Here is a 22,364-nt window from a genome sequence, read left to right as displayed (position 1 = left end):
GTCCGCGTGATGATCGACCGCCGCCGCCTTCTGATGACCGCCGCCGCGGGGACGGCGGTCGCCGCCTCCGGGATCGCGCTCGCCGCGCCGCGCGACGCGGACGCCGAGCTGGACGCCCTGCTGCAGGGCTGGTTCGACCGGGACATCGAACAGTCGCCTGAAACCGCCACCAACCTCGGTCTCGACCGGGGCGCGCGGGCGGGGCTGTCCGGCCAGCTGACCGACTACAGCGAGGCGGCCTGGCGGGACCAGCGGGCGCAGGCGGTCGAACGCCTGCGCGTCTTCAACGCCTTCGGCGGTCCGGGCGACCTGTCCGACGCGGGCAAGGTCAATCACGCGGTGGCCGCCTTCCGCATCGGGACGGCCGCGACCGGCGCGGGCTTCGACTACGGCTCGACCCTCGGCGGGGGGCGGATGGGGCCCTATGTCGTCAACCAGCTGACCGGCGCCTACTTCACCGTGCCGGACTTCCTGGACAACCAGCACCGGGTCGAGGACCGCGACGGCGCGGACGCCTTCCTGTCGCGCCTGTCGGCCTTCGGTCCGGCGGTCGATGCCGAGACGGTCCGCATCCGCGCGGACGCGGGCAGGGGCGTCATCCCGCCGGACTTCATCATCGACCTGACCGTCGGCCAGTTGCAGGCCCTGCATCGCCAGCCGGCCGCCGACATGGCCATGGTCCGCGCGCTGGAGCGCAAGGCCTCGGCTCTGGGCCTGAGCGGCTACGGCGAGCGCGCCGCCCGCATCGTCGAGGTGGAGGTGAAGCCCGCCCTGACCCGGCAGATCGAGCTCTTCCAGACCCTGCGGCCCCGGGCCGTGCACGAGGCGGGCGTCACACGCCGCCTGCCGGACGGCGAGGCCTTCTACGCCCACGCCCTGAAGCACTGGACCACCACCGCCCTGACCGCCGACGAGATCCACGCGATCGGCCTGCAACAGGTGGCCGAGATCAGCGCGGGCATCGACGTCATACTGCGCTCGCAGGGCATGACGCAGGGCACGGTGGGCGAACGGATCGACGCCCTCAACAAGGACCCCGCCCAGCTCTACGCCGAGACCGATGAGGCCAAGGCCCAGCTGATCGCGGACCTGAACCGTCAGGTGCAGGCGCTCGAGCCGCTGCTTCCCCGCGTGTTCGGCCGTCTGCCGCGTTCCGGCGTCGAGGTCCGTCGCGTGCCGCCGGCCATCGAGGCGGGCGCCCCGGGCGGCTACTATCAGGGGCCGCCGCTCGACGGCTCACGGCCGGGCGCCTACTACATCAATCTGCGCGAGGCGAAGAACTGGCCGCGCTTCTCCCTGCCGACCCTGACCTATCACGAGGCCACGCCGGGCCATCACCTGCAGGTCGCCCTGCAGCGCGAGAATACCGGCCTGCCCCAGTACCGCCGGGCCAACGGCTTCTCGGCCTACAACGAGGGCTGGGCGCTGTACGCCGAGGCCGTCGCCGCCGATGACCTGGACGTCTATGCGACTGATCCGCTGGGCCGGGTCGGCTTCCTGATGTCCTATCTGTTCCGGGCCGTGCGTCTGGTGGTGGACACCGGCATGCACGCCAAGGGCTGGAGCCGCGAGCAGGCCGTCGACTACATGGTCGCCTCGGGCGCCAAGCCGGTCGGCGCCGCCAACAGCGAGATCAACCGTTACGCCTCGATGCCGGGGCAGGCCTGCGCCTACAAGATCGGCCATACGGTGATCGCGCGCCTGCGGGACGAGGCGTCGGCGCGGCCGGGCTTCGACCTGCGGGCCTTCCACGACAAGGTGCTGGCCAACGGCTCGGTGCCGCTGGCGGTGCTGGAACAGCTGCTCCGGGTCTAACCCCCGGCGCGGGCCTCGATCACCGCGGGGTCCGCGTCGGCGACCGACATCAGCCATTCGCGGAAGCGCCGGATCTTGGGCGACCGGCGCCGGCCCTCGGGCCAGACGACATAGTAGCCGGTGTTGAACGACACCGTCTGGGCGAAGGGCCGCACCAGCAGGCCCGCCTTGATCTCGCGCGCGAAGAAGATGGGCGAGCCCAGCGCCACCCCCTGTCCGCCCAGCGCCGCCGCCACCTCCAGCACCTGGTAGTCCGCCGTCAGCCGGGTGGCCGGGCGGCGCCCGTCGCTGAGCCCGGCGGCGGCGAACCAGGCGGCCCACTCCTTCTCCATGCCGATGCGCGGCGCCTCCAGCAGGTCGCAGGGGCTTTCCAGCTTCAGCCGCTCGGCCATCTCCGGGCTGCACAGCGGGGTGAAGACCGACGGCATGATCTGCTGGCTCTCCAGTCCCGGCCAGTCGCCGTTGCCGGACCGGATGCCCACGTCGAACCCCTCGCGCGACAGGTCGAGCAGGCCGGGGTTGGTGTCCAGCCGCACCGCCAGCCCCGGGTTCGACAGCTGGAAGGCGCCCAGGTGCGGCGCCAGCCACTGGCTCGCCAGCGTCGCCAGCGTCGTGATCGACAGGATGTGCTCGTCCGCCTCGGTCAGGTCGCTGATCGCCCGGCGCAGCAGGGTGACGGCCTCGGTCGCGGCGCTGGACAGGCGTTCGCCGGCCTCGGTCGGCTGCACCTCGCGCGGCAGGCGGCGGAACAGGCTCTGGCCCAGCCGGCCCTCCAGCGCCTTGATCTGCCAGCTGACCGCCGCCTGGGTCATGCCCAGCTCCTCGGCGGCGCGCGTGAAGCTTTTCAGGCGCGCGGCGGCCTCGAACACGCGGATCGAGGCGAGGGGAATTCCGGAAAGCGGGTCGGCCATAAGCGAGCCTTATGAGGTGGCGGACCAATCTGGTTTGTCCGTCGGTCCTGTCAAGGCGATAGTCCCGTTGTCACCAACACCAACCAGAGGAGGTCGTGATGGAAGAAGTGCACCACACGCATAAGGAGCCTGCATGGGGCTGGGCCTCGGTGCTTGAGGACTGGCGTCGCAGCCGCACCCGCCGGCGCCTGCGCGCCCAGGCCGGGTTCGAGGCCGCCCGCCGCCGCTGAGGTTCCTCCCCGATCCGGTCCGCCGCAGGCGAATGTCCCTTCCCCCGCGTTGACCGTCGGCTCTCTCTCCTGAGGGCCGGGGCCCGAACTCCGGAGTTTCCTGCTCCCGGGGTTCGGGCTGATTTAATTCCGGCCTCCCCGGCCGCTTGTCTCCCGGTCAGGCTCACGCGAAGGTGGGCCGGTCATTCCGGGGGAAGTCAGATGATCAGCCGTCGCCGTCTGTTGGGAAGGTCCGCCGCGGGGCTGGCTCTGGTCGCCTTGCCCGCCGTCGCCCGCGTGCCCGACGCCGCCCGGACGCAGGCGCGCGCCCTGTACGACAGCATTTTCGAGGCGGGGCTCGAAGCCTCGCCGATGAACGCGACCAGCCTCGGGCTGGACACCGGCGCGCGCGCCGCCCTGAAAGGACGGCTGGACGGCCGCGCCTATGCGGATCGCCTGAATACCTTCCGGTCGATGGCGGAGGCCCGTCCGGCCCTGGCCGCGATCGACGCCTCGGCCCTGTCGGGGCGTGACCGGTCCGACTATGACACCGTGGTCTGGATGGCCGACCGGGCGGCGGATATCGGCGCCTTCCCGTTCGGCGGCGTCGACAGCTACGGCTATCCCTGTCCCTATGTCGTCAGCCAGCTGACCGGCCTCTATCAGGCGGTTCCGGACTTCCTCGACAGCCAGCATACGGTCGCGAACGTCGCCGATGCCGAGGCGTATCTGTCCCGCCTCGAAAGCTTCGCCGAGGGCATGAACCACGAGACCGCGCGCGTGGCGAAGGACGCGACCGAGCACGGGCTCATTCCGCCGGACTTCATCATCCGCAAGACGGTGGTCCAGCTGCGGGCCCTGCGCGCGCAGTCGGGAGAGGCGGCGCCTTTGGTCCAGTCCCTGGTCCGCAAGGCGGCGGAGGCCGGCGTGCCGGGCGACTGGTCCAGCCGCGCCGCCGCCCTCGTCGACGGTCCGGTCGCGACCGCCCTCGACGCCCAGATCGCGCAGATGGAAAGCCTGCTGCCGCGCGCCGCGCATGAGGCCGGGATCGGCGCCCGGCCGAACGGCGCGGCCTATTACGACCTCTGCCTCCGCTTCCAGACCTCCACCGGCCTGACCCCGCGAGAGGCGCATCAGGTCGGGCTGGACCAGGTCGCGCAGATCGAGGCCCTGGCCGATCCGCTGCTGCGGGCCCGCGGCTACACCGAGGGTTCGGTCGGGGCTCGCCTGACCGCCTTCGGCAAGGACCCGGACTACCTCTATCCGAACACCGACGACGGGCGCGCCGCCCTGCTGGCCGACCTCAACCGTCAGGTCGCCGCCGTCGAGGCGCGGCTGCCGGACATGTTCGAGCGCCTGCCCCGCGCCCGCGTCGAGGTGCGGCGGGTGCCGGTGTCGATCGAACTGGGCGCGCCCCGCGGCTATGCGCAAAGCCCGTCGCTGGATGGGTCACGGCCGGGCGCCTACTACATCAACCTGGTCGACACCCACATCTGGCCGCGCTGGTCCCTGCCGACCCTGACCTATCACGAGAGCCTGCCGGGCCATCACCTGCAGGGCGCGCTGGCGCTGGAGGCGACCGACACCCCGCTGCTGCTCAAGTCGATGGGCTTCAACGCCTACGGCGAGGGCTGGGGCCTGTACGCCGAGCAACTGGCCGACGAACTGGGCATGTACGACGCCTTCCCCGAAGGCCGGCTCGGCTATCACCAGTCCTTCCTGTACCGGGCCGCCCGCATCGTCATCGACACCGGCATCCACGCCCTCGGCTGGAGCCGCGAACAGGCGATCCGCTACATGATCGACACCGTCGGCCTGGCCCCCGGCGCCGCCGAGAGCGAGTGCGAACGCTACTGCGTCTGGCCGGGTCAGGCCTGCGGCTACAAGATCGGCCACACTGAGATCGACCGTTTGCGCAGCGTGGCCCGCGAGCGCGCCGGCGACCGCTTCGACATCAGGAGCTTCCACTCGGCCGTCCTCGACGGCGGGGCCATGCCGCTGGAGGTGCTGGGGCGGGTCGTCGACCAGTGGACGGCGGCGCGGCTGGCCTAGCCTCGCGTCCGCCACAGGGTCGGCCAGACGTCCGGGGTCATGCCCCAGCAGTCGCCCATCGACCGTTCCTCGGACAGGACAAAGCCGCCCGTGGTCCAGGTCCAGGTGGTGATCGTCCCGCAGTCCCCCAGGCCCCGGCCGCGCGGGAAGACCGTCAGGGTCCGGCGCGCCGGATCATAGATCGGGTTGACCAGCCAGGGGCCCTCGCCGCCGATGTCACCCTCGGTGCGTGGGGTGCGTTCGGGCAGGGGGGCGAGGCGGACGTTCGAACCGTCCGGACGGGCCAGGTACAGCACATAGGTGGCGTTGTAGGCGCCACTGCCGCAGGGAATGCCCCACAGCACCGTCTGCCCGTCCAGCCGCGCGCCCAGCACGGCCTTGTCCAGATACTCGTTGCTCTCGGCCCGGCAGGCCTTCACGGCCTCCAGCCCCTCGATCGCGGCCGGGACCGTGAGTCCGCGCGGCTCATCCTCCATCGGATTGGCCGCGCCCTCGAAGCCGCGTTGCGAGACCTGCGGGGCAGGGGTGGCGCGGGGCAGGACCGGCGCGGCCGGGACCGTCGAGGCCGGACGGTCGCCTCGCCGCAACAGGGCCGTGGTGGTGTCCAGCCGGCCCTGCCGCTCGTCGATCCAGAGCAGGGCCGCCGATATGCCCGAGGCGGGCAGCGCCTCCGTCTGGCCGCCCGAGCTCAGGGCCAGGGTGCGGGAGGCGGGCAGGGCGGCGATGACGGCGCGCGCCCGGGCCGCCGCCGCGTCGGCGTTGGCGGCGTCCTGCGCCCCGCCCCGCACGGCGTAATCGCGGCCGTCGATACGCAGGCGCAGGGTCTCGGGCGCCTTGTCCGCGTCGCCGAAGGCCCAGCTGCCGATCGAGACCCTCGGCACGGCGTCCGGTCCGGCGTCGATGGCGATGCGGATCCAGCCGCTGTCCGAACCGCCCCAGGCGACGCAGGCGTTGCCGTTGTCGCAGGCCGCGCGCCACTCCCGGAACTCCCGCATCTCCGGGATCACCGGCGCGGGGGCGGGCGTCCGGGCGGCCGTGGGCGCCGGTGCCGCGCCCGGCGCTTCCGTGGCGGGGTTCGGTCCTGCGTCCTCCCGCCCGCAGGCGGCGAGGGCGAACAGGGCGGCCAGGGCGGTCGGGGTCAGGCGTCGCATGGGTTGTCCCCCCTGAAGATCAGACCTTGCGCAGGCCGGACGGCTTGTGGACCGCCCGCGCGTGGGTTCGCGCACTCTCCACCAGATACTCCGGATTGTCCGGCGCGGCGGCGACCTTGTGACCCTTTATCTGCGCGGGGGCGGTCAGTTTTCGAACCACCGTGCCGGTGCTCCGGCCCTGGCTGTGCCGCCACTCGACCCGGTCGCCGGGATGCAGCTCTTTCGTCATTCCGCTTGTCCTTCAGGGCCCGCTCATAGTCAGCGAGCACGCGGCGCATCAGTTCCGCGTCCACCAGGACCGGAGCTTCGCAGAAGGTGAGGATCCATTGCTCGGTGAGTCGGTCCAGGTCATCGGCCATGCGCCCCTTCGGTGTTTGAAAGCCATCCACTGACAAGGCCAACGAGCCCCGGGGCGATGGCGTTCAGCTTGACCGCAGAAGACTTTTCCGGGGCAGGGTAAACGCCGATAACCCGTGCGGCGCCCGGTCGGGCTTTGCGCCCCGGCGCGAGGGGGCTATACCCCCCGCCGACCCTTCATATTCCTCAAGTCAAAGGCAGCATGCGCATGGCCAAGATCAAGGTCGCCAACCCCATCGTCGACATCGACGGCGACGAAATGACCCGGATCATCTGGCAGATGATCAAGGACAAGCTGGTCTTCCCGTTCCTGGATCTGGAACTGGACTACTACGACCTGGGCATGGAGCACCGCGACGCCACCGACGACCAGGTGACGATCGACGCCGCCAAGGCCATCCAGAAGCACGGCGTCGGCGTGAAGTGCGCCACCATCACCCCGGACGAGGCCCGGGTGAAGGAATTCGGCCTGAAGAAGATGTGGAAGTCGCCGAACGGCACCATCCGCAACATCCTCGGCGGCGTCGTCTTCCGCGAGCCGATCATCTGCTCGAACGTGCCGCGTCTGGTGCCGGGCTGGACCCAGCCGATCGTCGTCGGCCGTCACGCCTTCGGCGACCAGTACAAGGCCACCGACTTCCTGATGCCGGGCGCCGGCACCCTGTCGATCAAGTTCGTCGGCGACGACGGCCAGGTGATCGAGCACGAAGTCTTCAAGTCGCCGTCGGCCGGTGTGGCCATGGGCATGTACAACCTCGACGACTCGATCCGTGACTTCGCGCACGCCTCGTTCGCCTACGGCCTGGCCCGCAACTACCCGGTCTATCTGTCGACCAAGAACACCATCCTCAAGGCCTACGACGGTCGCTTCAAGGACATCTTCCAGGAAGTCTTCGACGCCGAATACGCCGAGGAGTTCAAGAAGCGCGGCCTGACCTACGAGCACCGCCTGATCGACGACATGGTCGCGGCCGCGATCAAGTGGTCGGGCGGCTTCGTCTGGGCGTGCAAGAACTACGACGGCGACGTGCAGTCGGACGTCGTGGCGCAGGGCTTCGGTTCGCTGGGCCTGATGACCTCGGTCCTGATGACCCCGGACGGCAAGGTCATGGAAACGGAAGCCGCCCACGGCACCGTGACCCGTCACTACCGCCAGCACCAGAAGGGCGAGGCCACCTCGACCAACTCGATCGCCTCGATCTTCGCCTGGACCCGCGGCTTCAAGCACCGCGCCAAGCTGGACGACAACGCCGAACTGGCCAAGTTCGCCGAGACCCTCGAGAAGGTCGTCGTCGACACCGTCGAGGCCGGCTTCATGACCAAGGACCTGGCCCTGCTGGTCGGCGACACCCAGTCGTGGCTGTCGACGGAAGGCTTCCTGGACAAGGTCGCCGAGAACCTGACCAAGGAACTGGCCGCTTAATCAAGCGCGCTATCGTTCGCCGCGCGGCGGCTCACGGCTTGAGCGCGGAAGACTGAACCTGAGGCCCGCCGGATTCGCGTCCGGCGGGCCTTTCGTTTGAGCCGCCCGCCGGTTCGTGCATTGTGGTCCGGTTAACGGAGGGCGGGCGTGAAACTCATCGGACGGCTCATTCTGGCGGCGATCGTGATCGCGGCCGTCAGCTTCTTCGCGGCGCCGGGCGTGGCCTTCTTCGCCATCCGGTCGGCGGCGGACGCCAATGATGCGGCGGCCCTGTCGCGGCTGATCGACTACACCGCCGTGCGCCAGTCCCTGCGGCCGCAGCTGACCGGCAATCCGGCGGCCCAGGCCCCCGCGCCGTCGTTCCTTGAGGATCCCATCGGCGCCGTCAAACGCCAGTTCGAACAGGCCGTGCCGCAGCTCGGGCCGAACCCGGACGCCTATCTGACCCCCGCCGCCGTCGCGGCCCTGACCCGGGGCGAGGGCCGGTACGCCTCGCAACGCACGGCGACGACGTCCGACGCGCAGCGCCATGATCCCTTCCCGGAGCCGGTGTTCTGGGGCGTCAATCGCGCTCGCATGGCCGTGACCGACGAGGGCGGTTCGAAGACCGTCTTCACCTTCGAACGGCGCGGCCCGTTCGAGTGGCGGCTGGTGCATGTCGGTCTGCCCGACGGGGTCGCCCCCGCTCCCGCACCCGTCCCGCGCGTCGGAAACAGCGGCAGCCACGCCGGTTGATACCGGTCCCACTGGCGTCCCGTCTCGACTCGGGCAACCGTAGCCGTGGGGAGGCGTTACGACGCCAGAGGGAAGTTATGACGAAAAAACTGCTGACCGGCGGCGTGCTGGCGGCGGCGCTGCTGCTGGCCGCCGCCTGGGGCCTCGCGCCCATCTTCACCGGCCAGGCGCTGATCCGCGCGGCCAAGGCCGGGGACGCCCGCAAGCTGGAACAACTGGTCGATTTTCCGGCCCTCAGGGACAGCCTCAAGGAAGAGCTGAACCAGGAGCTGGTGCGCCGGGTGGGCAATGACCCGCGGCTGGCCGAGCGTGGGCTGGGCGGTCTGGGAATGATGCTCGCGCCGATGCTGCTGTCCGGCGCGGTCGACACGGTGGTGACGCCCGAGGTGCTGGCCCAGATGGTCACCACGGCCGAGGCGCCCGACCCCTCGAAGCCGGCGCCGTCCGAGCCCGGCGACGCGCGGGACGACAAGGACATCCATCAGGCGTGGGGCTACCGCGACCTGAACCACTTCGCCGTGACCCTGACCGACCGCGATCACCCGGACCAGCATCTGGCCCTGATCCTCGAGCGTCGCGGTCTGTTCCGCTGGCAACTGGCCGCGGTGGACCTGCAGTCGGAAGCGGGATGACCGGCTGCTGGGCCGATGTCAGGCAGACCGTTGAAGAGGTGATCGCTGAACGGCCCGACGATTACGGTGTCGGCGTGCGGGCGATCATGGCGGATGTGCTGGCGTTGATGGAGAGGCTGGACCGGGCACGCCCCTATGTCGGCCCGGGCTACTGGCCCACCTTCGTGCTGAACTTCGACGAGCCGGGGTTCGAAAACCTGCAGCTGGAAGTCTTCGACGACCGGATCGAGGTCTACCGCTTCTACGACCAACTGTTTGAGGTCTGGAACGAAGAGCACACGCCCGGAGAAGGCTTTTCGGAAGCCTTCATCCGGGAACTGCCTGCTTCAGGCGCCTAGGCCAGCGCCGCCCGCACGGCCGCCAGACCCTCTTCGGCCTTGGAACCGTCCGGGGCGCCGCCCTGGGCGAAGTCGGGCTTGCCGCCCGCGCCCTGACCTCCCATCGCCAGCACCGCCGCGCGGGCCAGGTCGGCCGCGTTGACCTTGCCGACGATGTCCGAGGTCGCGGCGACGGTGACCGCCGCCTTGCCGTCCGTCACGCCGATCAGGGCGACGACGCCCGAACCGACCTGCTTGCGGAAGTCCTCGGCCACGCCGCGCAGGCCCTTGCCGTCCACGCCGTCCAGGACGCGGGCGATCAGCTTGACGCCGTTGATCTCCTCCGGGGCCGAGCTCGCGCCCGAGCCGCCGCCCAGCGCCAGTTGCTTCTTCAGCTCGGCGACCTGCTTCTCCAGCGTCTTGACCGAGGTCTGCAGGCCTTCGACGCGACCGGCCACGTCGCCGGTCTGGACCTTGAAGTCGCGGGCCAGCTTGCGGGTCACCCCGGCCTGGCCTTCCAGATACAGGCGCGCGGCTTCCCCGGTCAGCGCCTCGATCCGGCGCACGCCGGACGCGACGCCGGTTTCCTGGATGACCTTGAACAGGCCGATGTCGCCGGTGCGGGCCACGTGGGTGCCGCCGCACAGTTCGACGGAATAGGGCGCGTTGTCCGACACCAGCGAGCGACCCAGCGTCAGGACGCGGACTTCCTCGCCGTACTTCTCGCCGAACAGGGCGATGGCGCCGGCCTCGATGGCGGCCTCGGGGGCCATCAGCTTCGTTTCCGCCGGGACGTTCTGGCGGATGACCGCGTTCACCTCAGCCTCGATGGCGGCCAGCTCGTCCTCGGTGACCGGGGCGGCGTGGCTGAAGTCGAAGCGGGCGCGTTCGGCGTCAACCAGCTGGCCCTTCTGCGCGACCTGCGGACCCAGAACGTTCTTCAGCGCCGTGTGCAGCAGGTGGGCGGCGGAGTGGTTGGCGCGGGTGGTGGTGCGCTTGTCGGCGTCGACCAACTGGGCCGCGCGCGTGCCGATCTCCAGCTTGCCGGCGGTGATCTGGGCCGACAGGACGTGCAGGTCGCCCGCGTGTTTCTTGACGTCGATGACCTCGGCCTCGCCGCCGGGCCATTCGAACGTGCCGTGGTCGCCCGCCTGACCGCCGCTCTCGGCGTAGAAGGGGGTGGTGTCGAACAGGACCTCGACGATGTCCCCGGCCTCGGCCGAGTCCACCGGCGCGCCGCCGTTCATCAGGGCCAGGACCTCGCCCGAGCCCTCGATGTTGTCATAGCCGGTGAAGACCGTCGGCCCGAGGCGATCGCGCACGGCCAGCCATTCGGCGGCGTTGGCGGTCTGGCCCGAGCCCTTCCAGTTCTCGCGCGAGCGCTGGCGCTGCTCGGCCATGGCCTCCTGGAAGCCGTCGACATTGACCGAGAAACCGCGACGGCGGGCCTCGTCCTGCGTCAGGTCCAGCGGGAAGCCGTAGGTGTCCGACAGGGTGAAGGCGGTCTGGCCGTCCAGCATGTCGCCGGGGCGGAAGCCCTGAACCGCCGTGTCGAACAGGGCCATGCCCTTGCTGAGGGTGGTGCGGAAGCGGATCTCTTCCTGCTTCAGCGTATCCTCGATGAAGGGCTGGGCGCGCTTCAGCTCGGGATAGGCCTCGCCCATCTCCGACACCAGCGTCGGCACCAGACGGTGCATCAGCGGATCGGAGGCGCCCAGCAGGTGGGCGTGGCGCATGGCGCGGCGCATGATGCGGCGCAGGACATAGCCCCGGCCCTCGTTCGACGGCGTAACGCCGTCGGCGATCAGGAAGGACGACGAGCGCAGGTGGTCGGCGATGACCTTGTGGCTGGCCGCGCGCTCGCCTTCGGACTTGGTCGAGGTGGCCTCTTCCGACGCCGCGATCAGGGTCTGGAACAGGTCGGTGTCGAACACCGAGTTCTTGCCCTGGAGAACGCTGGCGATGCGCTCCAGGCCCATGCCGGTGTCGACCGAAGGCTTCGGAAGGCTGCGAACGATCTGGTCGTTCTCCTTCTCGAACTGCATGAAGACGTTGTTCCAGATCTCCACGAAACGGTCGCCGTCCTCATCCGGCGAGCCGGGAGGGCCGCCGGGGACGTGGTCGCCGTAGTCGTAGAAGATCTCGGTGCAGGGGCCGCAGGGGCCGTTGTCGCCCATGGCCCAGAAATTGTCGCTGCCGGCGATGCGGACGATCTTGTGGTCCGGGAAACCGGTGACCTTCTTCCAGATGTCGAAGGCCTCATCGTCGTCGATGTAGACGGTGACCATCAGGCGGTCGGGCGACAGGCCGAAGTCCTTGGTGACCAGCGTCCAGGCGCGGTCGATCGCGTGTTCCTTGAAGTAGTCGCCGAACGAGAAATTGCCCAGCATCTCGAAGAAGGTCAGGTGGCGCGCGGTGTAGCCGACGTTGTCCAGGTCGTTGTGCTTGCCGCCCGCGCGGACGCATTTCTGCGAGCTGGTGGCGCGCGGGTAGGGCGGGTTGGCGGCGCCGGTGAAGTAGTCCTTGAACGGCACCATGCCCGCGTTGACGAACATCAGCGTCGGATCGTTCTGCGGCACCAGCGGAGCCGAGTGGACCTTCTCGTGGCCGTCGGCCGCGAAGAAATCGAGATAGGTCGAGCGGATCTGTTTCAGGCTGGCCATGGGTGTCGCGAACGTCGGTCAGGAAAAGGCAGGGAGGCAGCGTGCATATAGGTCTTTCGTCCTGAACGCATCACCCCCGCGTCCGGCGCGGGCGCATTGGCGGGCGTGCAGACGAAAAAAGGCCGCCCGATCCGGCGGGGATCGAGCGGCCGCTCCGTCCGGCTCGGCCCGGCGGGGTCGGATGGCGGGTCGACGGACCCGGCCGGAGAAGGTTCGGTGTGAAGGGTACTGGGCGCCGGGAGGGGCGGCGTTGCGCCCCTCGGCCCGCCTTCGCCGCTGCGCGGCTCCGGACGGTCCCCCTCCCCCGATGGGGGAGGTTAGCCCTCGAGGTCCTGGCCTTCGTCAGGCTCGGGCGAGCCGAGCATGTCGTCGGTGATCTTGTTGGTCGACTGGCGCACCGCCTTCTCGATGGCGGCCGAGACGTCCGGGTTGGCCTTCAGGAAGGCGCGCACGTTCTCGCGGCCCTGGCCGATGCGCTGGCTGTCGTAGGAGAACCAGCTGCCCGACTTCTCGATGATGCCGGCCTTCACGCCCAGGTCGATGACCTCGCCCAGCTTGGAGATGCCTTCGCCGTACATGATGTCGAAGATGACCTCGCGGAACGGCGGGGCGACCTTGTTCTTGACCACCTTCACGCGGGTGGTGTTGCCGACCACCTCGTCGCGGTCCTTGATCGCGCCGGTGCGGCGGATGTCCAGACGGACCGAGGCGTAGAATTTCAGCGCATTGCCGCCGGTCGTGGTTTCCGGCGAGCCGTACATCACCCCGATCTTGTGACGGATCTGGTTGATGAACAGGACGATGCATTTCGACTTGTTGATCGAGGCGGTCAGCTTGCGCAGGGCCTGCGACATCAGGCGGGCCTGGAGGCCGGGCAGGCTGTCGCCCATCTCGCCCTCGATTTCGGCGCGCGGCGTCAGGGCGGCGACCGAGTCGACCACCACGATGTCCACGGCGCCCGAACGGACGAGGGTGTCGACGATCTCCAGCGCCTGCTCGCCGGTGTCCGGCTGCGACACCAGCAGGTCGTCCAGGTTCACGCCCAGCTTCTGGGCGTAGACCGGGTCCAGCGCGTGTTCGGCGTCGACGAAGGCGGCGACGCCGCCCTTCTTCTGCACTTCCGCGACGGTGTGCAGGGCCAGGGTGGTCTTGCCCGAGGATTCCGGACCGAAGACCTCGATCACCCGGCCCACCGGCAGGCCGCCGATGCCGAGCGCCATGTCGAGGCCCAGCGAACCGGTCGAGACGCTTTCGATCTCCGCGACCTGCCCGGCCTTGCCGAGCTTCATCACCGAGCCCTTGCCGAAGGCGCGATCGATCTGCGCGATCGCCGCCTCCAGAGCGCGTTGCTTGTCGCCGTCTTCCTTGCCTACCAACTTCAGAGCCGCCTGTGACATTGCCTTCGTCTCCCTTGCCATGATTCCCATCTGGTTTCGGGAGAGACCCGCCACGGACCCGCCCCCTCGTTGTGTGAGGCGGACTATGTGCACGCTTTGTTCCGGTTCACAAGATGTTCTCTTTCTGTCCGCCCGAAGTTCCGGTTTCATGCGACCAAAAATGACGCATGGGGCGGCTGAAAGGCCTTACTGGACGCCGGCGCTGGCCACGGGGTCGGCGATCCGGGCGTAGCCGGACACGCCCGCGCCGAGCAGGAGCACCGCCAGGGCGACCATCAGCAGGGGCCTGCGCCCGGCCTGTTCCGGCGACAGCGGACGGACCAGCATCAGGCCCAGAAGCCCCAGCAGGGCGAGGACGCCCGGCAGGTCCATGCCGATGCCGAGGAAGACCGGATGGGCGATGGCGACCAGCCAGGCGCCGCCCACGGCGCCCGCGACGGCGACGGGGGCCAGGGCTCCGGCGCGGGTCAGGCCCGGATTGAGCGCCGCTGCGACCGTCGCCGCGGCCGCCGCCAGCAGGGCGGGCCAGGTCAGCAGGAAAGCGGTCTCGGGCGCCCCGGCCTGGGCGGCGGCGGCGAACACGAGGACGAGGGCGATCAGGCCAGTCCAGCCGCCCCAGACGGTGCGCGCGGCCAGTCCGGGCGCGGCCGACAGGGCGATGGCGACGCCGCCTGCGCCGAGGATCAGGGGGTTGAGGCCGCCTTCCAGAATGACCGCCAGCACGGTCAGGGCGGTCAGGGCCCCCGCCGTGACCCGCCGGTCAGGCCGGGCGCGTCCGCCCAGCACGGCGAGGATCATGGCCAGCACCGCCAGCGCCACCCCGGCCTCCAGCCAGGGCAGCCGGGCCAGCAAGGTGTAGTAGACGTCGGCGCTCTCGGCCCGCGACGACAGCAGGCCGCCCGCCAGCCGCACCACATGGGTGACGACCAGCCCGGCGGTCAGGAACCACAGGCCGTCGACCAGCCCGCGTCCGACCTCGGCGAAGGTCAGGCCCGCCCGCTTGCGCGCCAGGGCCGCGGCGACGCCCAGCAGGACGGCGGCCAGCCCCCACAGGGCCCAGCCGACAGCCGGCGGATAGCGGACGATGAAACGGCCGAAGACGTCGGCGTAGACGGTGTTGGTCGTGGCGGCGGGCAGGGCGGGCGCGCGCAGCAGGGCGTCGGCGCTCTCCAGCGCCTGCGAGCCGATATGCTGGACGCTGCCCCGGTCCAGCGCCTCCGGGGTGGAGGCCGCGGCGTGGTACATCTCGGGGCGGCCGATGAAGGCGAAGTTCAGCCCCTGGACGCCCCGGTTGGCCGGGATGGTGAAGTCGGTGCCGTTCGGCATGGTCTTGTAGACGAACACCGCCAGCGAGTTGGAGGTCACCCCGCCGGTGGCGCGCGTCGCGGCCCCGGCGAACAGGGCGATGGTCTGGTCGTTGCCCGCGCCGGTCTCGAACATCATGGCCCGGCCGCCGCCGCCCCGCGCCTCGAGGTTGACCACGGCGCCGATCCGGTCGCGCAGCGGATGGCCGCCCCAGAAGACCCGCGCGCCGTCCAGGTCCAGCTCCTCGCCGTCGGTCAGCAGGACGACCAGCGTCCGGTCGGCGGGGCCGCGCGCGCGGATGGCGCGGACGGCCTCCAGCACGGCGGCGACGCCGGTGGAATCATCGGCCGCGCCCGGAGAGTGGGGCGTGGTGTCGTAGTGGGCCATCAGGGCGACGGCGGGCAGGGCGGGGTTCCGGCCCGGCAGGACGCCGATCAGGTTGGTGACGCTGAAGTTCGCCGCCGCGGGGTCGCCGCCCTCCTCGGTCAGGCGACGGACGGCCCCCGGGGACAGGGGGCCGGTCTGGGTGCTGACCTGCAGGCCCAGGGCGGTCATCCGCGCCAGCAGATGCGCCTGGACCAGACGGTGCTCGGCCGATCCGACCGGATGCGGACGTCGGGCGATGCGGTTCACATCGACCATGGCGCGGCCGGCCGAGAAGGTGGTCGCGGGCGCGTCCACGGGCGCGGGGCGCGGGACCTGAAGCGTCAGCACGCCGACCGCCAGCGCCACCGCCAGCGATCCGATCAGCCACCAAAGCCGCATGAAGACGCTCCCCGATCAGACCGGACGAACGCTAGAGCAATTTCAGACGAGGTCGAGCCCGATGACGGGCGGCGTCAGGCCGCGCGGCGGATCGCCGAGGGGCTCTTCACGAACAGGCCCGGGCGGCCGGCCACCGCGCGGAAGGCCACGCTGTCGCCGTCGACGCGCTCGTCAGGGCCGAGGAACAGCACGCCGTCATCGACCAGCCGGCGCTCCAGATTGTCCAGCACCTGCGCCCGGCGCGCCGGGTCCACGTCATCCAGCAGGTTGCGGCAGAAGATGACGTCGAAACGGGTGTCGTCGGTCGGCGCGTCCAGCAGGTTGGCGCGGGCGAAGTGGACGGCGGCGCGCAGCTGGGGCTTGGCGATCCAGGCCTCGTCGGCCTGGTCGAACCAGCGCAGCATGGTCTCGGCCTTGAGCCCGCGCTGGATCTCGAAGCCGGTGTAGGCGCCGGTGCGGGCCTTCTCCAGCGCGCGCTGGGACAGGTCGGTGCCGACGATCTCGACCGGGGCCCCGGCGTCGAGGGCGGTCATGGCGATGGACAGGGCTTCCTGACCGGTGGAGCAGCCCGCCGACCAGATGCGCACCGGCTGGCCGCCGCGCGCGCGGCTGAGCGCGGGCAGCAGCTCCTTGCCCAAGGTGTCGAAGGTCGGCCGGTCGCGGCGGAACCAGGTCTCGGGATTCAGCAGGGCCTCGATGATCGCCCAGCCCAGGGTGGCGACCGGCTTGGCCCACAGGGAGCCCAGCATGGCGTCGACCGTCTCGAATCCTTCACGCCGGGCGACCGGGCCCAGCCGGTGCTCGGCCAGCTTCATCCGGTCGCGCGTCAGCCTGAACCCCGCGCGCGAGGCCATCAGCGATTGCAGGCGATCGAAGTCTTCCGGCGACATGGGTTCAGACGGCCCCCACCTCGGCGAATTTCGAGGTCAGGATTTCACCGTCGAACGGTTTCATCACATAGTCGTCGGCGCCCGCCGACAGGGCCTCGGCGATGCGGTCGGCGCGGGTCTCGATGGTGCAGAACAGCACCTTGGGCGCGTCCCCGCCCGGCAGGGTGCGCAGACGGCGCAGGAAGGTCAGGCCGTCCATGACGGGCATCGACCAGTCCAGCAGGATCACCTCGGGCATCACGCCCGCGCAGAAGGACAGGGCCTCGGAGCCGTCCGCCGCCTCGTCGACCTCGAAGCCGAGACCTTCGACGATGCGTCGCGCGACCTTCCGGATAATCCGGCTGTCGTCGACGATCAGGCAGGTCCTGGGGGTCAAGCGCATATCCTGCAGGCGAAGCGGGCCGCAACGCCCGCGTGTACTCTATCCGCCATGATCGCTTCGAGCCGGTTAACGAGTCCTTGGGAAGCCGACTTAATGCTCAGTTAGGCATGCGCGCGACCAGCGCGACACGGCCTTCCTCGACCTGCACGTCCAGGGCGCCGCCCGCGTCGTGGGCGGTCAGCCACAGCCAGTAGGGCTGGATCCACTGGCCCGGAAGGCCCTCCGCCAGCGGTTGCCCGGCCAGCCCGGTCACGGCCTCGCCCTTCAGCCGGGCGCGCGCGCCCTCGGCCACGCCCTCGATCACGATCCCGTCGCTGGCGACGTGGGTGCGGATGGTCGCCGTTCCGCCCGAGGGCAGGGCGGCCATGGTCAGATAGGCCAGGTTCACCAGCGCCCGCGCCTGCGGCTTGGAATAGGTCCCTTCGGTCACCGCCCAGTTCAGGGTCGCCCGGCCGCCTTCGGTCAGGCCCGACACCAGCACGCCCAGTTCCTCGCCGGAGAAGCGTTCGGCCGAGGTCGCGGCGCCGAAGGCCACGCGGGCGAAATTGACCAGGGCGATCATCTTCTTCGCGCTGGCCTCGATCAGGCCCATGGCGTCGTCGCGCATGTCCTGCGCGGTCGGATCCTTCAGCAGGTCCAGTCCCGAGCTGATCGCGCCGGCCGGACTGATGAAGTCGTGGCACAGCTTGCCGGCGACCAGGGTGGCCAGCGCCTGTCCGTCAGGCAGGCGCGCGGGTTGGGCGGTAGTCGGCGCGGTGTCGGTCATCGTGTCCGGAAAAGCTCAGTCAGAGTATCCCCAAGGCTGACCTGATTTGCCGGTTCTTCAAACCGCCCGGATGCTCTATCGGGTCGCGGATGAGCACACGACTGACCGCCGACCTCGCCTCGGGCGCCCTGGCCGAAGCGCTGGCCGACATCGCCGAGGACGCCGCGCGCGTCATCCTGCCGTACTGGCGTTCAGGCGTGGTGGCCGAGACCAAGGCGGACGACAGCCCCGTCACCCAGGCCGACCGCGAGGCCGAGGCGCTGATCCTCGAACGGCTGGCCGCCCTCTATCCCGAGGTGCAGGCCGTGGCCGAGGAGGCGGTGGCCGCCAACGGTGCGCCCAAGACCCTGGGCGAGTGGTTCTGGCTGATCGATCCGCTGGACGGCACGCGCGGCTTCGTCGAGGGCCGCGAGAGCTACACGGTCAACATCGCCCTGATCCATCACGACGCGCCGGTCGCCGGTGTGGTGTCCGCCCCGGCGACGGGGATCACCTGGCGAAGCGGCGCGCCGGGCAAGGGCGCCTTCCGTCGCCGCTTCGGCGAGACGTGGACGGCCATCAAGGTGCGCGAGCGTCCCGCCGCGCCGATCGCCCTGATGAGCCACAGCCTGACCGACGAGGACGCCGGCCGTCTGGGCGCGCGCTACGGCTGCGCCGAATGGCAGGGCATGGATTCCTCGCTGAAATTCTGCCTGATCGCCGAGGGCCGCTTCGACGCCTATCCGCGCACCGGTCCGACCTCTGAATGGGACACGGCGGCGGGGCAGGCGGTGCTGGAAGCCGCGGGCGGCCGCGTTCTGGCCGAGGGTGGCGAGCTCCTGCGCTACGGCAAGCCCGGGCACGCCAACGGCGGCTTCGTCGCCCTGGGCGGCTAGGTCGCCTCAGGCCGGGCGGGCCATCGGCTCCGGCATCGCCAGCACGGCGCGGTCCATCAACGCCGGAGCGCCCAGCTCACGCGCCGTCTCGATCGCCTCGGCCAGCATCAGGCCGACCGCGCGCGGCTGGGTCCGGGTCAGTCGGCCGCGCGCCATGAACAGGCGGGCCATGCCGATCTGGTCGGCCGCCCAGTCCAGCGGCTGCGTCCGGTCCGGACCGGACAGCCGGCGGCGCACGACTGCCTCCAGCCCGTTGAGACCCTGCACATCGCCCATGGCTTCCGACAGGGCCACCTCGGCGGTCAGTCGCCGCTCCCGCACAAGCGCGCCCAGCAGCAGGCCGGGCTCGCGGGTCAGGGCTTCCGCCTGGGCGAGAGTCAGCAGCGGCGTGTCCGCGCCCGCGCTCGCCAGCAGGACGGTCGCCCAGTCCAGCGGGCTGTGATCCGGGGTGAACTGATCGGCGGCGGCCTCGAACAGGGCGCGGCCCTGCGCCACGGCCGCTTCGTCCTTCGCCAGCGCGGCCAGAGCGGCCATGCCCGCTCCGGCCAGCGCCAGAGCCCGGGCGCGGGTCAACGGCCGCTGGTCCGGCGATGCCGCTTCGATGAGGGTGCGCAGGTCGCGGCCGGCCTGATCCAGCATGCGCGCGTCGCGGCGGCGCACCCCGGCCTCCAGCGACAGGGCCGCGCGGTCCAGTCTCAGTTCGTCCGCCAGGGTCGGGGGGAGGAGGCGGGCGTCATGCAGGGCGGCGTCCATCAGGGCGCCGGCGTCCATCAGGGCGTTGGTCTCCCCGCTCAGCCGGGCCTTGCGGGCGGACAGGCGGGCGTGCAGGGCCGCCGCGCCGGAGCGCGTCGCAGCCTTTTCGCAGGTCAGGCTCTGGATGTCCGACAGGGCGGCCGTCAGGGCCGCCGGACCGCCGAACAGGTCGTAGCGCAGCAGGTGGATAGCGCCGGACTCGATCGCCGCGGCGGCGGTTTGGTCCAGGCTGGTGGTGTGGCGGGCGGCGTCCGAGGCGGCCGAGGCGGCGCGCTCCAGGCTGGCGCGGCTGCCGGTCCGGCGGGCGTGTTCCCGCCACAGGGCCGCCGAGCGCATCCAGCCGTCGAACGGGCGGGCGGCGGACACGCGTCCCGCCTCGACGCCCTCGCGTCGCGCCTCGGTCTGGACCAGATCGGCGCTGATCAGTTCAAGCCAGCCGAGGTCCTCGCTCTCGCGGGCTTTCTCGAACAGCTTCCTCAGGTCGCGACCGAATTCGAACATGCACGCAGCTCCGGCTCCGTCCCGCTTCGGGACGGATGAGTGATCCCTGAGGCTTCACCAGCAAACGCAGCGCCGCGCCGGAAGTTCGATCCCGGCGGGACGGCGTCAGCGCGCCACGGCTTCGTGCAGGATTTCGTTCAGCCGCTCCATCATCAGCAGGAAGGTGTTGGCCTCGTCGCGGATGTGGTCCTGGGTCACGCCGCCGTCGGTCGTGATGTAGCGCTCGGCGTGGACGCGGTCGTTCAGCACCAGCGCCTTGCCGATGCGGTACTCGTCATTGAACTTGCTGACGGCGGCGGCGACCTTGGTGCGGTCGGCCGCTTCCAGACCCCAGCTCGAGAAGAACAGGATGCCGAAACAGCCCTGGGTGTCGCCCTCGATGTCGCAGGCGGCCATCTCGACCGAGAAGCGGAAGCCTTCCTGCGTCTCGACGTCGAACATGGTCTCGCTCGCCTTGGTGACGCTGGCGTAGCCGGAGTTGTTCAGCAGGGTCGATAGTTCCGACGCCAGGATCGAGCGATACACCTGCGCGCGCTCCACGCGGGCGGACTGGGCCGCGGCCGGCGTGGCCAGTGCGGCCGTCGCCAGGCCGAGCGAAAGGGCGGTGGTCAGAAGCAGGCGCATTGGTATCCCCCGGGTCGTGCGTCAGGGGGCTAGCTAGCCTTCCTCAAGGCGAGCGTTCAACGGGGTTCAACCGAGACGTGGCGTTCGGGCGCGGCACCGTTGCAGTTCGGCACGGGCCTCCGCATCGTCGGCGCTGAGTTCCCGCACGGCCCGGATGCGGGCGCGGGTCTGTTCGCTCTCGGCGACGGCGGCGTTCCGTCCGGCGGTCGCCGCCGCCTGGGTCGCGGTCAGCGACCAGTAGAGCGCCGCGTCGTACAGGGATCGACCCTCGCCGCTCTCGCCGCCTTCCAGCTCCGACGCCGCCTGCGTCAGCCCCGCGCAGCGCACCATGCCCTCATACGGCAGCGGCTGGCCGGACGCGGCTTGCGCGCCCGACAGGGACAGAACGGCCAGGACGGCCAGCAAAGACATCAGATCCTCCACGGCACGCCCGAGCCGTCCGGTCCGCACAGAGAACCACGCGCACGTGACAGAAGGAAGGCCGGGTTTCGCCCGAGGCGGGAGAGGGGGATCAGCCCCGTTCCTTGGTCTTCGTGAACGCCACCTTTGGGAAGCGCTCGCCGACGTAGCCGGTCTCCCAGCTCGACTTGGCCAGGAAGACCGGGTCGCTGTCGATGTCGGTGGCCATCTGGGGGCGGTACTTGCCCATGAAATCCTCGACGTCGGCCTTCTCGCCCTTGATCCAGCGGGCCTCGGCGTAGGGGCTGGGCTCGAAGATGACGTCCAGCCCGTATTCCTCGCCCAGACGGTCGGCCATGACCTCGAACTGCAACTGGCCGACGGCGCCGACGATGAAGTCGGAGCCGATCTCCGGGCGGAACAGCTGGGTCACGCCTTCCTCGGCCAGGCCTTCCAGCGCCTTCTTCAGGTGCTTGGCCTTCAGCGGATCCTTGACTCGCACGCGCTGCAGGATTTCCGGGGCGAAGTTCGGCAGGCCCGCGAAGCGGATCATGCCGCTTTCCGACAGGCTGTCGCCGACGCGCAGCACGCCGTGGTTGGGGATGCCGATCACGTCGCCGGCGAAGGCGTCCTCGGCCAGTTCACGGTCCGAGGCGAAGAACATGATGGGGGCGTTCACCGACAGTTGCTTGCCGGTGTTCTGGACCTTCAGCTTCATGCCGCGCTTGAAGCTGCCGGAGGCCATGCGGAACATGGCGATCCGGTCGCGGTGGTTCGGGTCCATGTTGGCCTGGACCTTGAACACGAAGCCGGTGACCTCGCTGGAGCCCGGCTCGACGGTCAGGTCGACCGGGGCGGGGGCGTTGCGGGTCTCGGGCGGGGCTTCCTTCCGGGCCTTCATCACCTTGGGCGCGGGGGCCCAGTCGCTGATCGCCTTCAGCAGTTCGTCGATGCCGAAGTGGCGCAGGGCCGAGCCCCACAGCACCGGCGTCATATGGCCTTCCAGGAAGGACTGGTGGTTGAAGGCCGGGTAGCCCGCCTCGACCAGCTCCTGCGCCTCGATCAGGGCCTCGTGTTCACCGGCCTCGAAATACTGCGCGGCGTCGGCCAGCGGCAGGGCGTCGGGGTGCGGCACCTCCTCGTTCGAACCCGCGATCTTCCTGGCGTAGGGCTGGAACCGGCCCGTGCCCATCTCGACCATGCCGCGCAGGCGGTTGCCGCTCTCGGCGGGCCACCAGATCGGGGCTGGGTCCAGCTGCAGCCGCGACGCGATCTCGTCCAGCAGGGCCATCGGGTCCTGGGCCTCGCGGTCCAGCTTGTTGATGAAGGTGATGATCGGGATGTCGCGCAGGCGGCAGACCTCGAACAGCTTCAGCGTCTGCGGCTCGATGCCCTTGGCGGCGTCCAGCACCATGATGGCGCAGTCGGCGGCGGTCAGGGTG

The 22,364-nt window shown here is 70.4% G+C and carries 21 protein-coding genes; 8 read left to right on the top strand and 13 right to left on the bottom strand.

Annotated elements, in window-relative coordinates; all coding sequences use genetic code 11:
- Positions 1 to 9 precede the first annotated feature (9 nt).
- Complete coding sequence (locus tag VGE03_RS00495) at positions 10 to 1,815, top strand: DUF885 domain-containing protein (protein WP_331044503.1); 1,806 nt, start codon at positions 10 to 12, stop codon at positions 1,813 to 1,815.
- On the opposite strand, the gene VGE03_RS00490 is transcribed toward VGE03_RS00495, so the two are convergent.
- Positions 1,812 to 2,726, bottom strand: coding sequence for a LysR substrate-binding domain-containing protein (locus VGE03_RS00490; protein WP_331044502.1), 915 nt, complete (start codon positions 2,724 to 2,726; stop codon positions 1,812 to 1,814). The genes VGE03_RS00495 and VGE03_RS00490 overlap by 4 nt on opposite strands.
- Positions 2,727 to 2,824: 98 nt before the next feature.
- Here VGE03_RS00490 and VGE03_RS00485 point away from each other — a divergent pair, with 98 nt between their 5' ends.
- Together VGE03_RS00485 and VGE03_RS00480 are read left to right on the top strand one after the other, a co-directional pair.
- Positions 2,825 to 2,956, top strand: a complete 132-nt coding sequence (locus tag VGE03_RS00485) for a hypothetical protein (protein ID WP_331044501.1) — start codon at positions 2,825 to 2,827, stop codon at positions 2,954 to 2,956.
- Positions 2,957 to 3,157: 201 nt separating this feature from the next.
- Positions 3,158 to 4,987, top strand: coding sequence for a DUF885 domain-containing protein (locus VGE03_RS00480; protein WP_331044500.1), 1,830 nt, complete (start codon positions 3,158 to 3,160; stop codon positions 4,985 to 4,987).
- Here VGE03_RS00480 and VGE03_RS00475 read toward each other — a convergent pair.
- Both VGE03_RS00475 and VGE03_RS00470 read right to left on the bottom strand, forming a co-directional pair.
- Complete coding sequence (locus VGE03_RS00475) at positions 4,984 to 6,138, bottom strand: DUF1176 domain-containing protein (protein WP_331044499.1); 1,155 nt, start codon at positions 6,136 to 6,138, stop codon at positions 4,984 to 4,986. The genes VGE03_RS00480 and VGE03_RS00475 overlap by 4 nt on opposite strands.
- Before the next feature lie 19 nt (positions 6,139 to 6,157).
- On the bottom strand, positions 6,158 to 6,367 hold the full coding sequence (locus VGE03_RS00470) for a DUF2945 domain-containing protein (RefSeq protein ID WP_331044498.1): 210 nt from the start codon (positions 6,365 to 6,367) through the stop codon (positions 6,158 to 6,160).
- 336 nt (positions 6,368 to 6,703) lie between these two features.
- Here VGE03_RS00470 and VGE03_RS00465 point away from each other — a divergent pair, with 336 nt between their 5' ends.
- The 4 genes from VGE03_RS00465 to VGE03_RS00450 all read left to right on the top strand — a co-directional run bounded on the left by VGE03_RS00465 (position 6,704) and on the right by VGE03_RS00450 (position 9,623).
- Entirely contained in the window at positions 6,704 to 7,918 is a 1,215-nt protein-coding gene (locus tag VGE03_RS00465; protein WP_331044497.1) for an NADP-dependent isocitrate dehydrogenase, read from the top strand.
- Between the two features lie 147 nt (positions 7,919 to 8,065).
- Positions 8,066 to 8,653, top strand: coding sequence for a DUF2939 domain-containing protein (locus VGE03_RS00460; RefSeq protein ID WP_331044496.1), 588 nt, complete (start codon positions 8,066 to 8,068; stop codon positions 8,651 to 8,653).
- A gap of 77 nt (positions 8,654 to 8,730) precedes the next feature.
- Positions 8,731 to 9,285, top strand: coding sequence for a DUF2939 domain-containing protein (locus VGE03_RS00455; protein WP_331044495.1), 555 nt, complete (start codon positions 8,731 to 8,733; stop codon positions 9,283 to 9,285).
- Positions 9,282 to 9,623 carry a hypothetical protein gene (locus VGE03_RS00450; RefSeq protein WP_331044494.1) on the top strand — a complete coding sequence of 114 codons (342 nt, stop codon included), beginning with the start codon at positions 9,282 to 9,284 and terminating at the stop codon, positions 9,621 to 9,623. Before VGE03_RS00455 ends, VGE03_RS00450 begins: the two co-directional genes overlap by 4 nt.
- On the opposite strand, the gene alaS is transcribed toward VGE03_RS00450, so the two are convergent.
- From alaS to chpT, 6 genes are all read right to left on the bottom strand, one after another.
- On the bottom strand, positions 9,620 to 12,265 hold the full coding sequence (alaS, locus tag VGE03_RS00445) for an alanine--tRNA ligase (RefSeq protein ID WP_331044493.1): 2,646 nt from the start codon (positions 12,263 to 12,265) through the stop codon (positions 9,620 to 9,622). The two genes, VGE03_RS00450 and alaS, sit on opposite strands and share 4 nt — an antisense overlap.
- Before the next feature lie 317 nt (positions 12,266 to 12,582).
- Positions 12,583 to 13,662 carry a recombinase RecA gene (gene recA, locus VGE03_RS00440; RefSeq protein ID WP_331044492.1) on the bottom strand — a complete coding sequence of 360 codons (1,080 nt, stop codon included), beginning with the start codon at positions 13,660 to 13,662 and terminating at the stop codon, positions 12,583 to 12,585.
- 186 nt (positions 13,663 to 13,848) lie between these two features.
- A complete protein-coding gene (locus VGE03_RS00435; protein WP_331044491.1) occupies positions 13,849 to 15,732 on the bottom strand; it encodes a M20/M25/M40 family metallo-hydrolase in 1,884 nt (627 codons plus the stop codon).
- 74 nt (positions 15,733 to 15,806) lie between these two features.
- Positions 15,807 to 16,622, bottom strand: coding sequence for a protein-glutamate O-methyltransferase CheR (locus VGE03_RS00430; RefSeq protein ID WP_331044490.1), 816 nt, complete (start codon positions 16,620 to 16,622; stop codon positions 15,807 to 15,809).
- A gap of 4 nt (positions 16,623 to 16,626) precedes the next feature.
- Positions 16,627 to 17,004 (bottom strand): response regulator, encoded by a 378-nt coding sequence (locus tag VGE03_RS00425; protein ID WP_331044489.1) that lies wholly within the window; start codon positions 17,002 to 17,004, stop codon positions 16,627 to 16,629.
- Between the two features lie 97 nt (positions 17,005 to 17,101).
- On the bottom strand, positions 17,102 to 17,770 hold the full coding sequence (gene chpT / locus VGE03_RS00420; RefSeq protein ID WP_331044488.1) for a histidine phosphotransferase ChpT: 669 nt from the start codon (positions 17,768 to 17,770) through the stop codon (positions 17,102 to 17,104).
- An 89-nt stretch (positions 17,771 to 17,859) separates the two neighbouring features.
- On the opposite strand from chpT, the gene cysQ reads away from it, so the two are divergent.
- A complete protein-coding gene (gene cysQ, locus VGE03_RS00415) occupies positions 17,860 to 18,645 on the top strand; it encodes a 3'(2'),5'-bisphosphate nucleotidase CysQ (protein WP_331044487.1) in 786 nt (261 codons plus the stop codon).
- 6 nt (positions 18,646 to 18,651) lie between these two features.
- Here the strand turns inward: cysQ and VGE03_RS00410 are convergent, their stop codons facing one another.
- From VGE03_RS00410 to VGE03_RS00395, 4 genes are all read right to left on the bottom strand, one after another.
- Positions 18,652 to 19,899, bottom strand: a complete 1,248-nt coding sequence (locus tag VGE03_RS00410) for a hypothetical protein (RefSeq protein WP_331044486.1) — start codon at positions 19,897 to 19,899, stop codon at positions 18,652 to 18,654.
- A gap of 105 nt (positions 19,900 to 20,004) precedes the next feature.
- On the bottom strand, positions 20,005 to 20,523 hold the full coding sequence (locus tag VGE03_RS00405; protein ID WP_331044485.1) for a YbjN domain-containing protein: 519 nt from the start codon (positions 20,521 to 20,523) through the stop codon (positions 20,005 to 20,007).
- 66 nt (positions 20,524 to 20,589) lie between these two features.
- A complete protein-coding gene (locus VGE03_RS00400; RefSeq protein WP_331044484.1) occupies positions 20,590 to 20,934 on the bottom strand; it encodes a hypothetical protein in 345 nt (114 codons plus the stop codon).
- A 100-nt stretch (positions 20,935 to 21,034) separates the two neighbouring features.
- Positions 21,035 to 22,364, bottom strand: a 1,330-nt coding sequence (locus VGE03_RS00395) for a peptide chain release factor 3 (protein WP_331044483.1), incomplete at its 5' end; no start/stop codon positions are given.

Origin of the sequence: Brevundimonas sp., from assembly GCF_036400995.1 — a bacterium.
Classification (GTDB): domain Bacteria; phylum Pseudomonadota; class Alphaproteobacteria; order Caulobacterales; family Caulobacteraceae; genus Brevundimonas.
The sequence above is the reverse complement of the archived record's forward strand: the minus strand, read 5'-3'. Positions and strand labels throughout refer to the sequence as shown.

What these genes read in the sequence shown, in the direction of transcription:
- chpT (WP_331044488.1), bottom strand. Translation starts at nt 17,770, where the DNA reads ATGACCGACACCGCGCCGACTACCGCCCAACCCGCGCGCCTGCCTGAC.
- VGE03_RS00485 (WP_331044501.1), top strand. Translation starts at nt 2,825, where the DNA reads ATGGAAGAAGTGCACCACACGCATAAGGAGCCTGCATGGGGCTGGGCC.
- VGE03_RS00465 (WP_331044497.1), top strand. Translation starts at nt 6,704, where the DNA reads ATGGCCAAGATCAAGGTCGCCAACCCCATCGTCGACATCGACGGCGAC.
- VGE03_RS00495 (WP_331044503.1), top strand. Translation starts at nt 10, where the DNA reads ATGATCGACCGCCGCCGCCTTCTGATGACCGCCGCCGCGGGGACGGCG.
- VGE03_RS00430 (WP_331044490.1), bottom strand. Translation starts at nt 16,622, where the DNA reads ATGTCGCCGGAAGACTTCGATCGCCTGCAATCGCTGATGGCCTCGCGC.
- VGE03_RS00405 (WP_331044485.1), bottom strand. Translation starts at nt 20,523, where the DNA reads ATGCGCCTGCTTCTGACCACCGCCCTTTCGCTCGGCCTGGCGACGGCC.
- VGE03_RS00400 (WP_331044484.1), bottom strand. Translation starts at nt 20,934, where the DNA reads ATGTCTTTGCTGGCCGTCCTGGCCGTTCTGTCCCTGTCGGGCGCGCAA.
- VGE03_RS00475 (WP_331044499.1), bottom strand. Translation starts at nt 6,138, where the DNA reads ATGCGACGCCTGACCCCGACCGCCCTGGCCGCCCTGTTCGCCCTCGCC.
- VGE03_RS00490 (WP_331044502.1), bottom strand. Translation starts at nt 2,726, where the DNA reads ATGGCCGACCCGCTTTCCGGAATTCCCCTCGCCTCGATCCGCGTGTTC.
- VGE03_RS00470 (WP_331044498.1), bottom strand. Translation starts at nt 6,367, where the DNA reads ATGACGAAAGAGCTGCATCCCGGCGACCGGGTCGAGTGGCGGCACAGC.
- VGE03_RS00455 (WP_331044495.1), top strand. Translation starts at nt 8,731, where the DNA reads ATGACGAAAAAACTGCTGACCGGCGGCGTGCTGGCGGCGGCGCTGCTG.
- VGE03_RS00410 (WP_331044486.1), bottom strand. Translation starts at nt 19,899, where the DNA reads ATGTTCGAATTCGGTCGCGACCTGAGGAAGCTGTTCGAGAAAGCCCGC.
- VGE03_RS00480 (WP_331044500.1), top strand. Translation starts at nt 3,158, where the DNA reads ATGATCAGCCGTCGCCGTCTGTTGGGAAGGTCCGCCGCGGGGCTGGCT.
- VGE03_RS00425 (WP_331044489.1), bottom strand. Translation starts at nt 17,004, where the DNA reads ATGCGCTTGACCCCCAGGACCTGCCTGATCGTCGACGACAGCCGGATT.
- cysQ (WP_331044487.1), top strand. Translation starts at nt 17,860, where the DNA reads ATGAGCACACGACTGACCGCCGACCTCGCCTCGGGCGCCCTGGCCGAA.
- VGE03_RS00435 (WP_331044491.1), bottom strand. Translation starts at nt 15,732, where the DNA reads ATGCGGCTTTGGTGGCTGATCGGATCGCTGGCGGTGGCGCTGGCGGTC.
- alaS (WP_331044493.1), bottom strand. Translation starts at nt 12,265, where the DNA reads ATGGCCAGCCTGAAACAGATCCGCTCGACCTATCTCGATTTCTTCGCG.
- VGE03_RS00450 (WP_331044494.1), top strand. Translation starts at nt 9,282, where the DNA reads ATGACCGGCTGCTGGGCCGATGTCAGGCAGACCGTTGAAGAGGTGATC.
- recA (WP_331044492.1), bottom strand. Translation starts at nt 13,662, where the DNA reads ATGTCACAGGCGGCTCTGAAGTTGGTAGGCAAGGAAGACGGCGACAAG.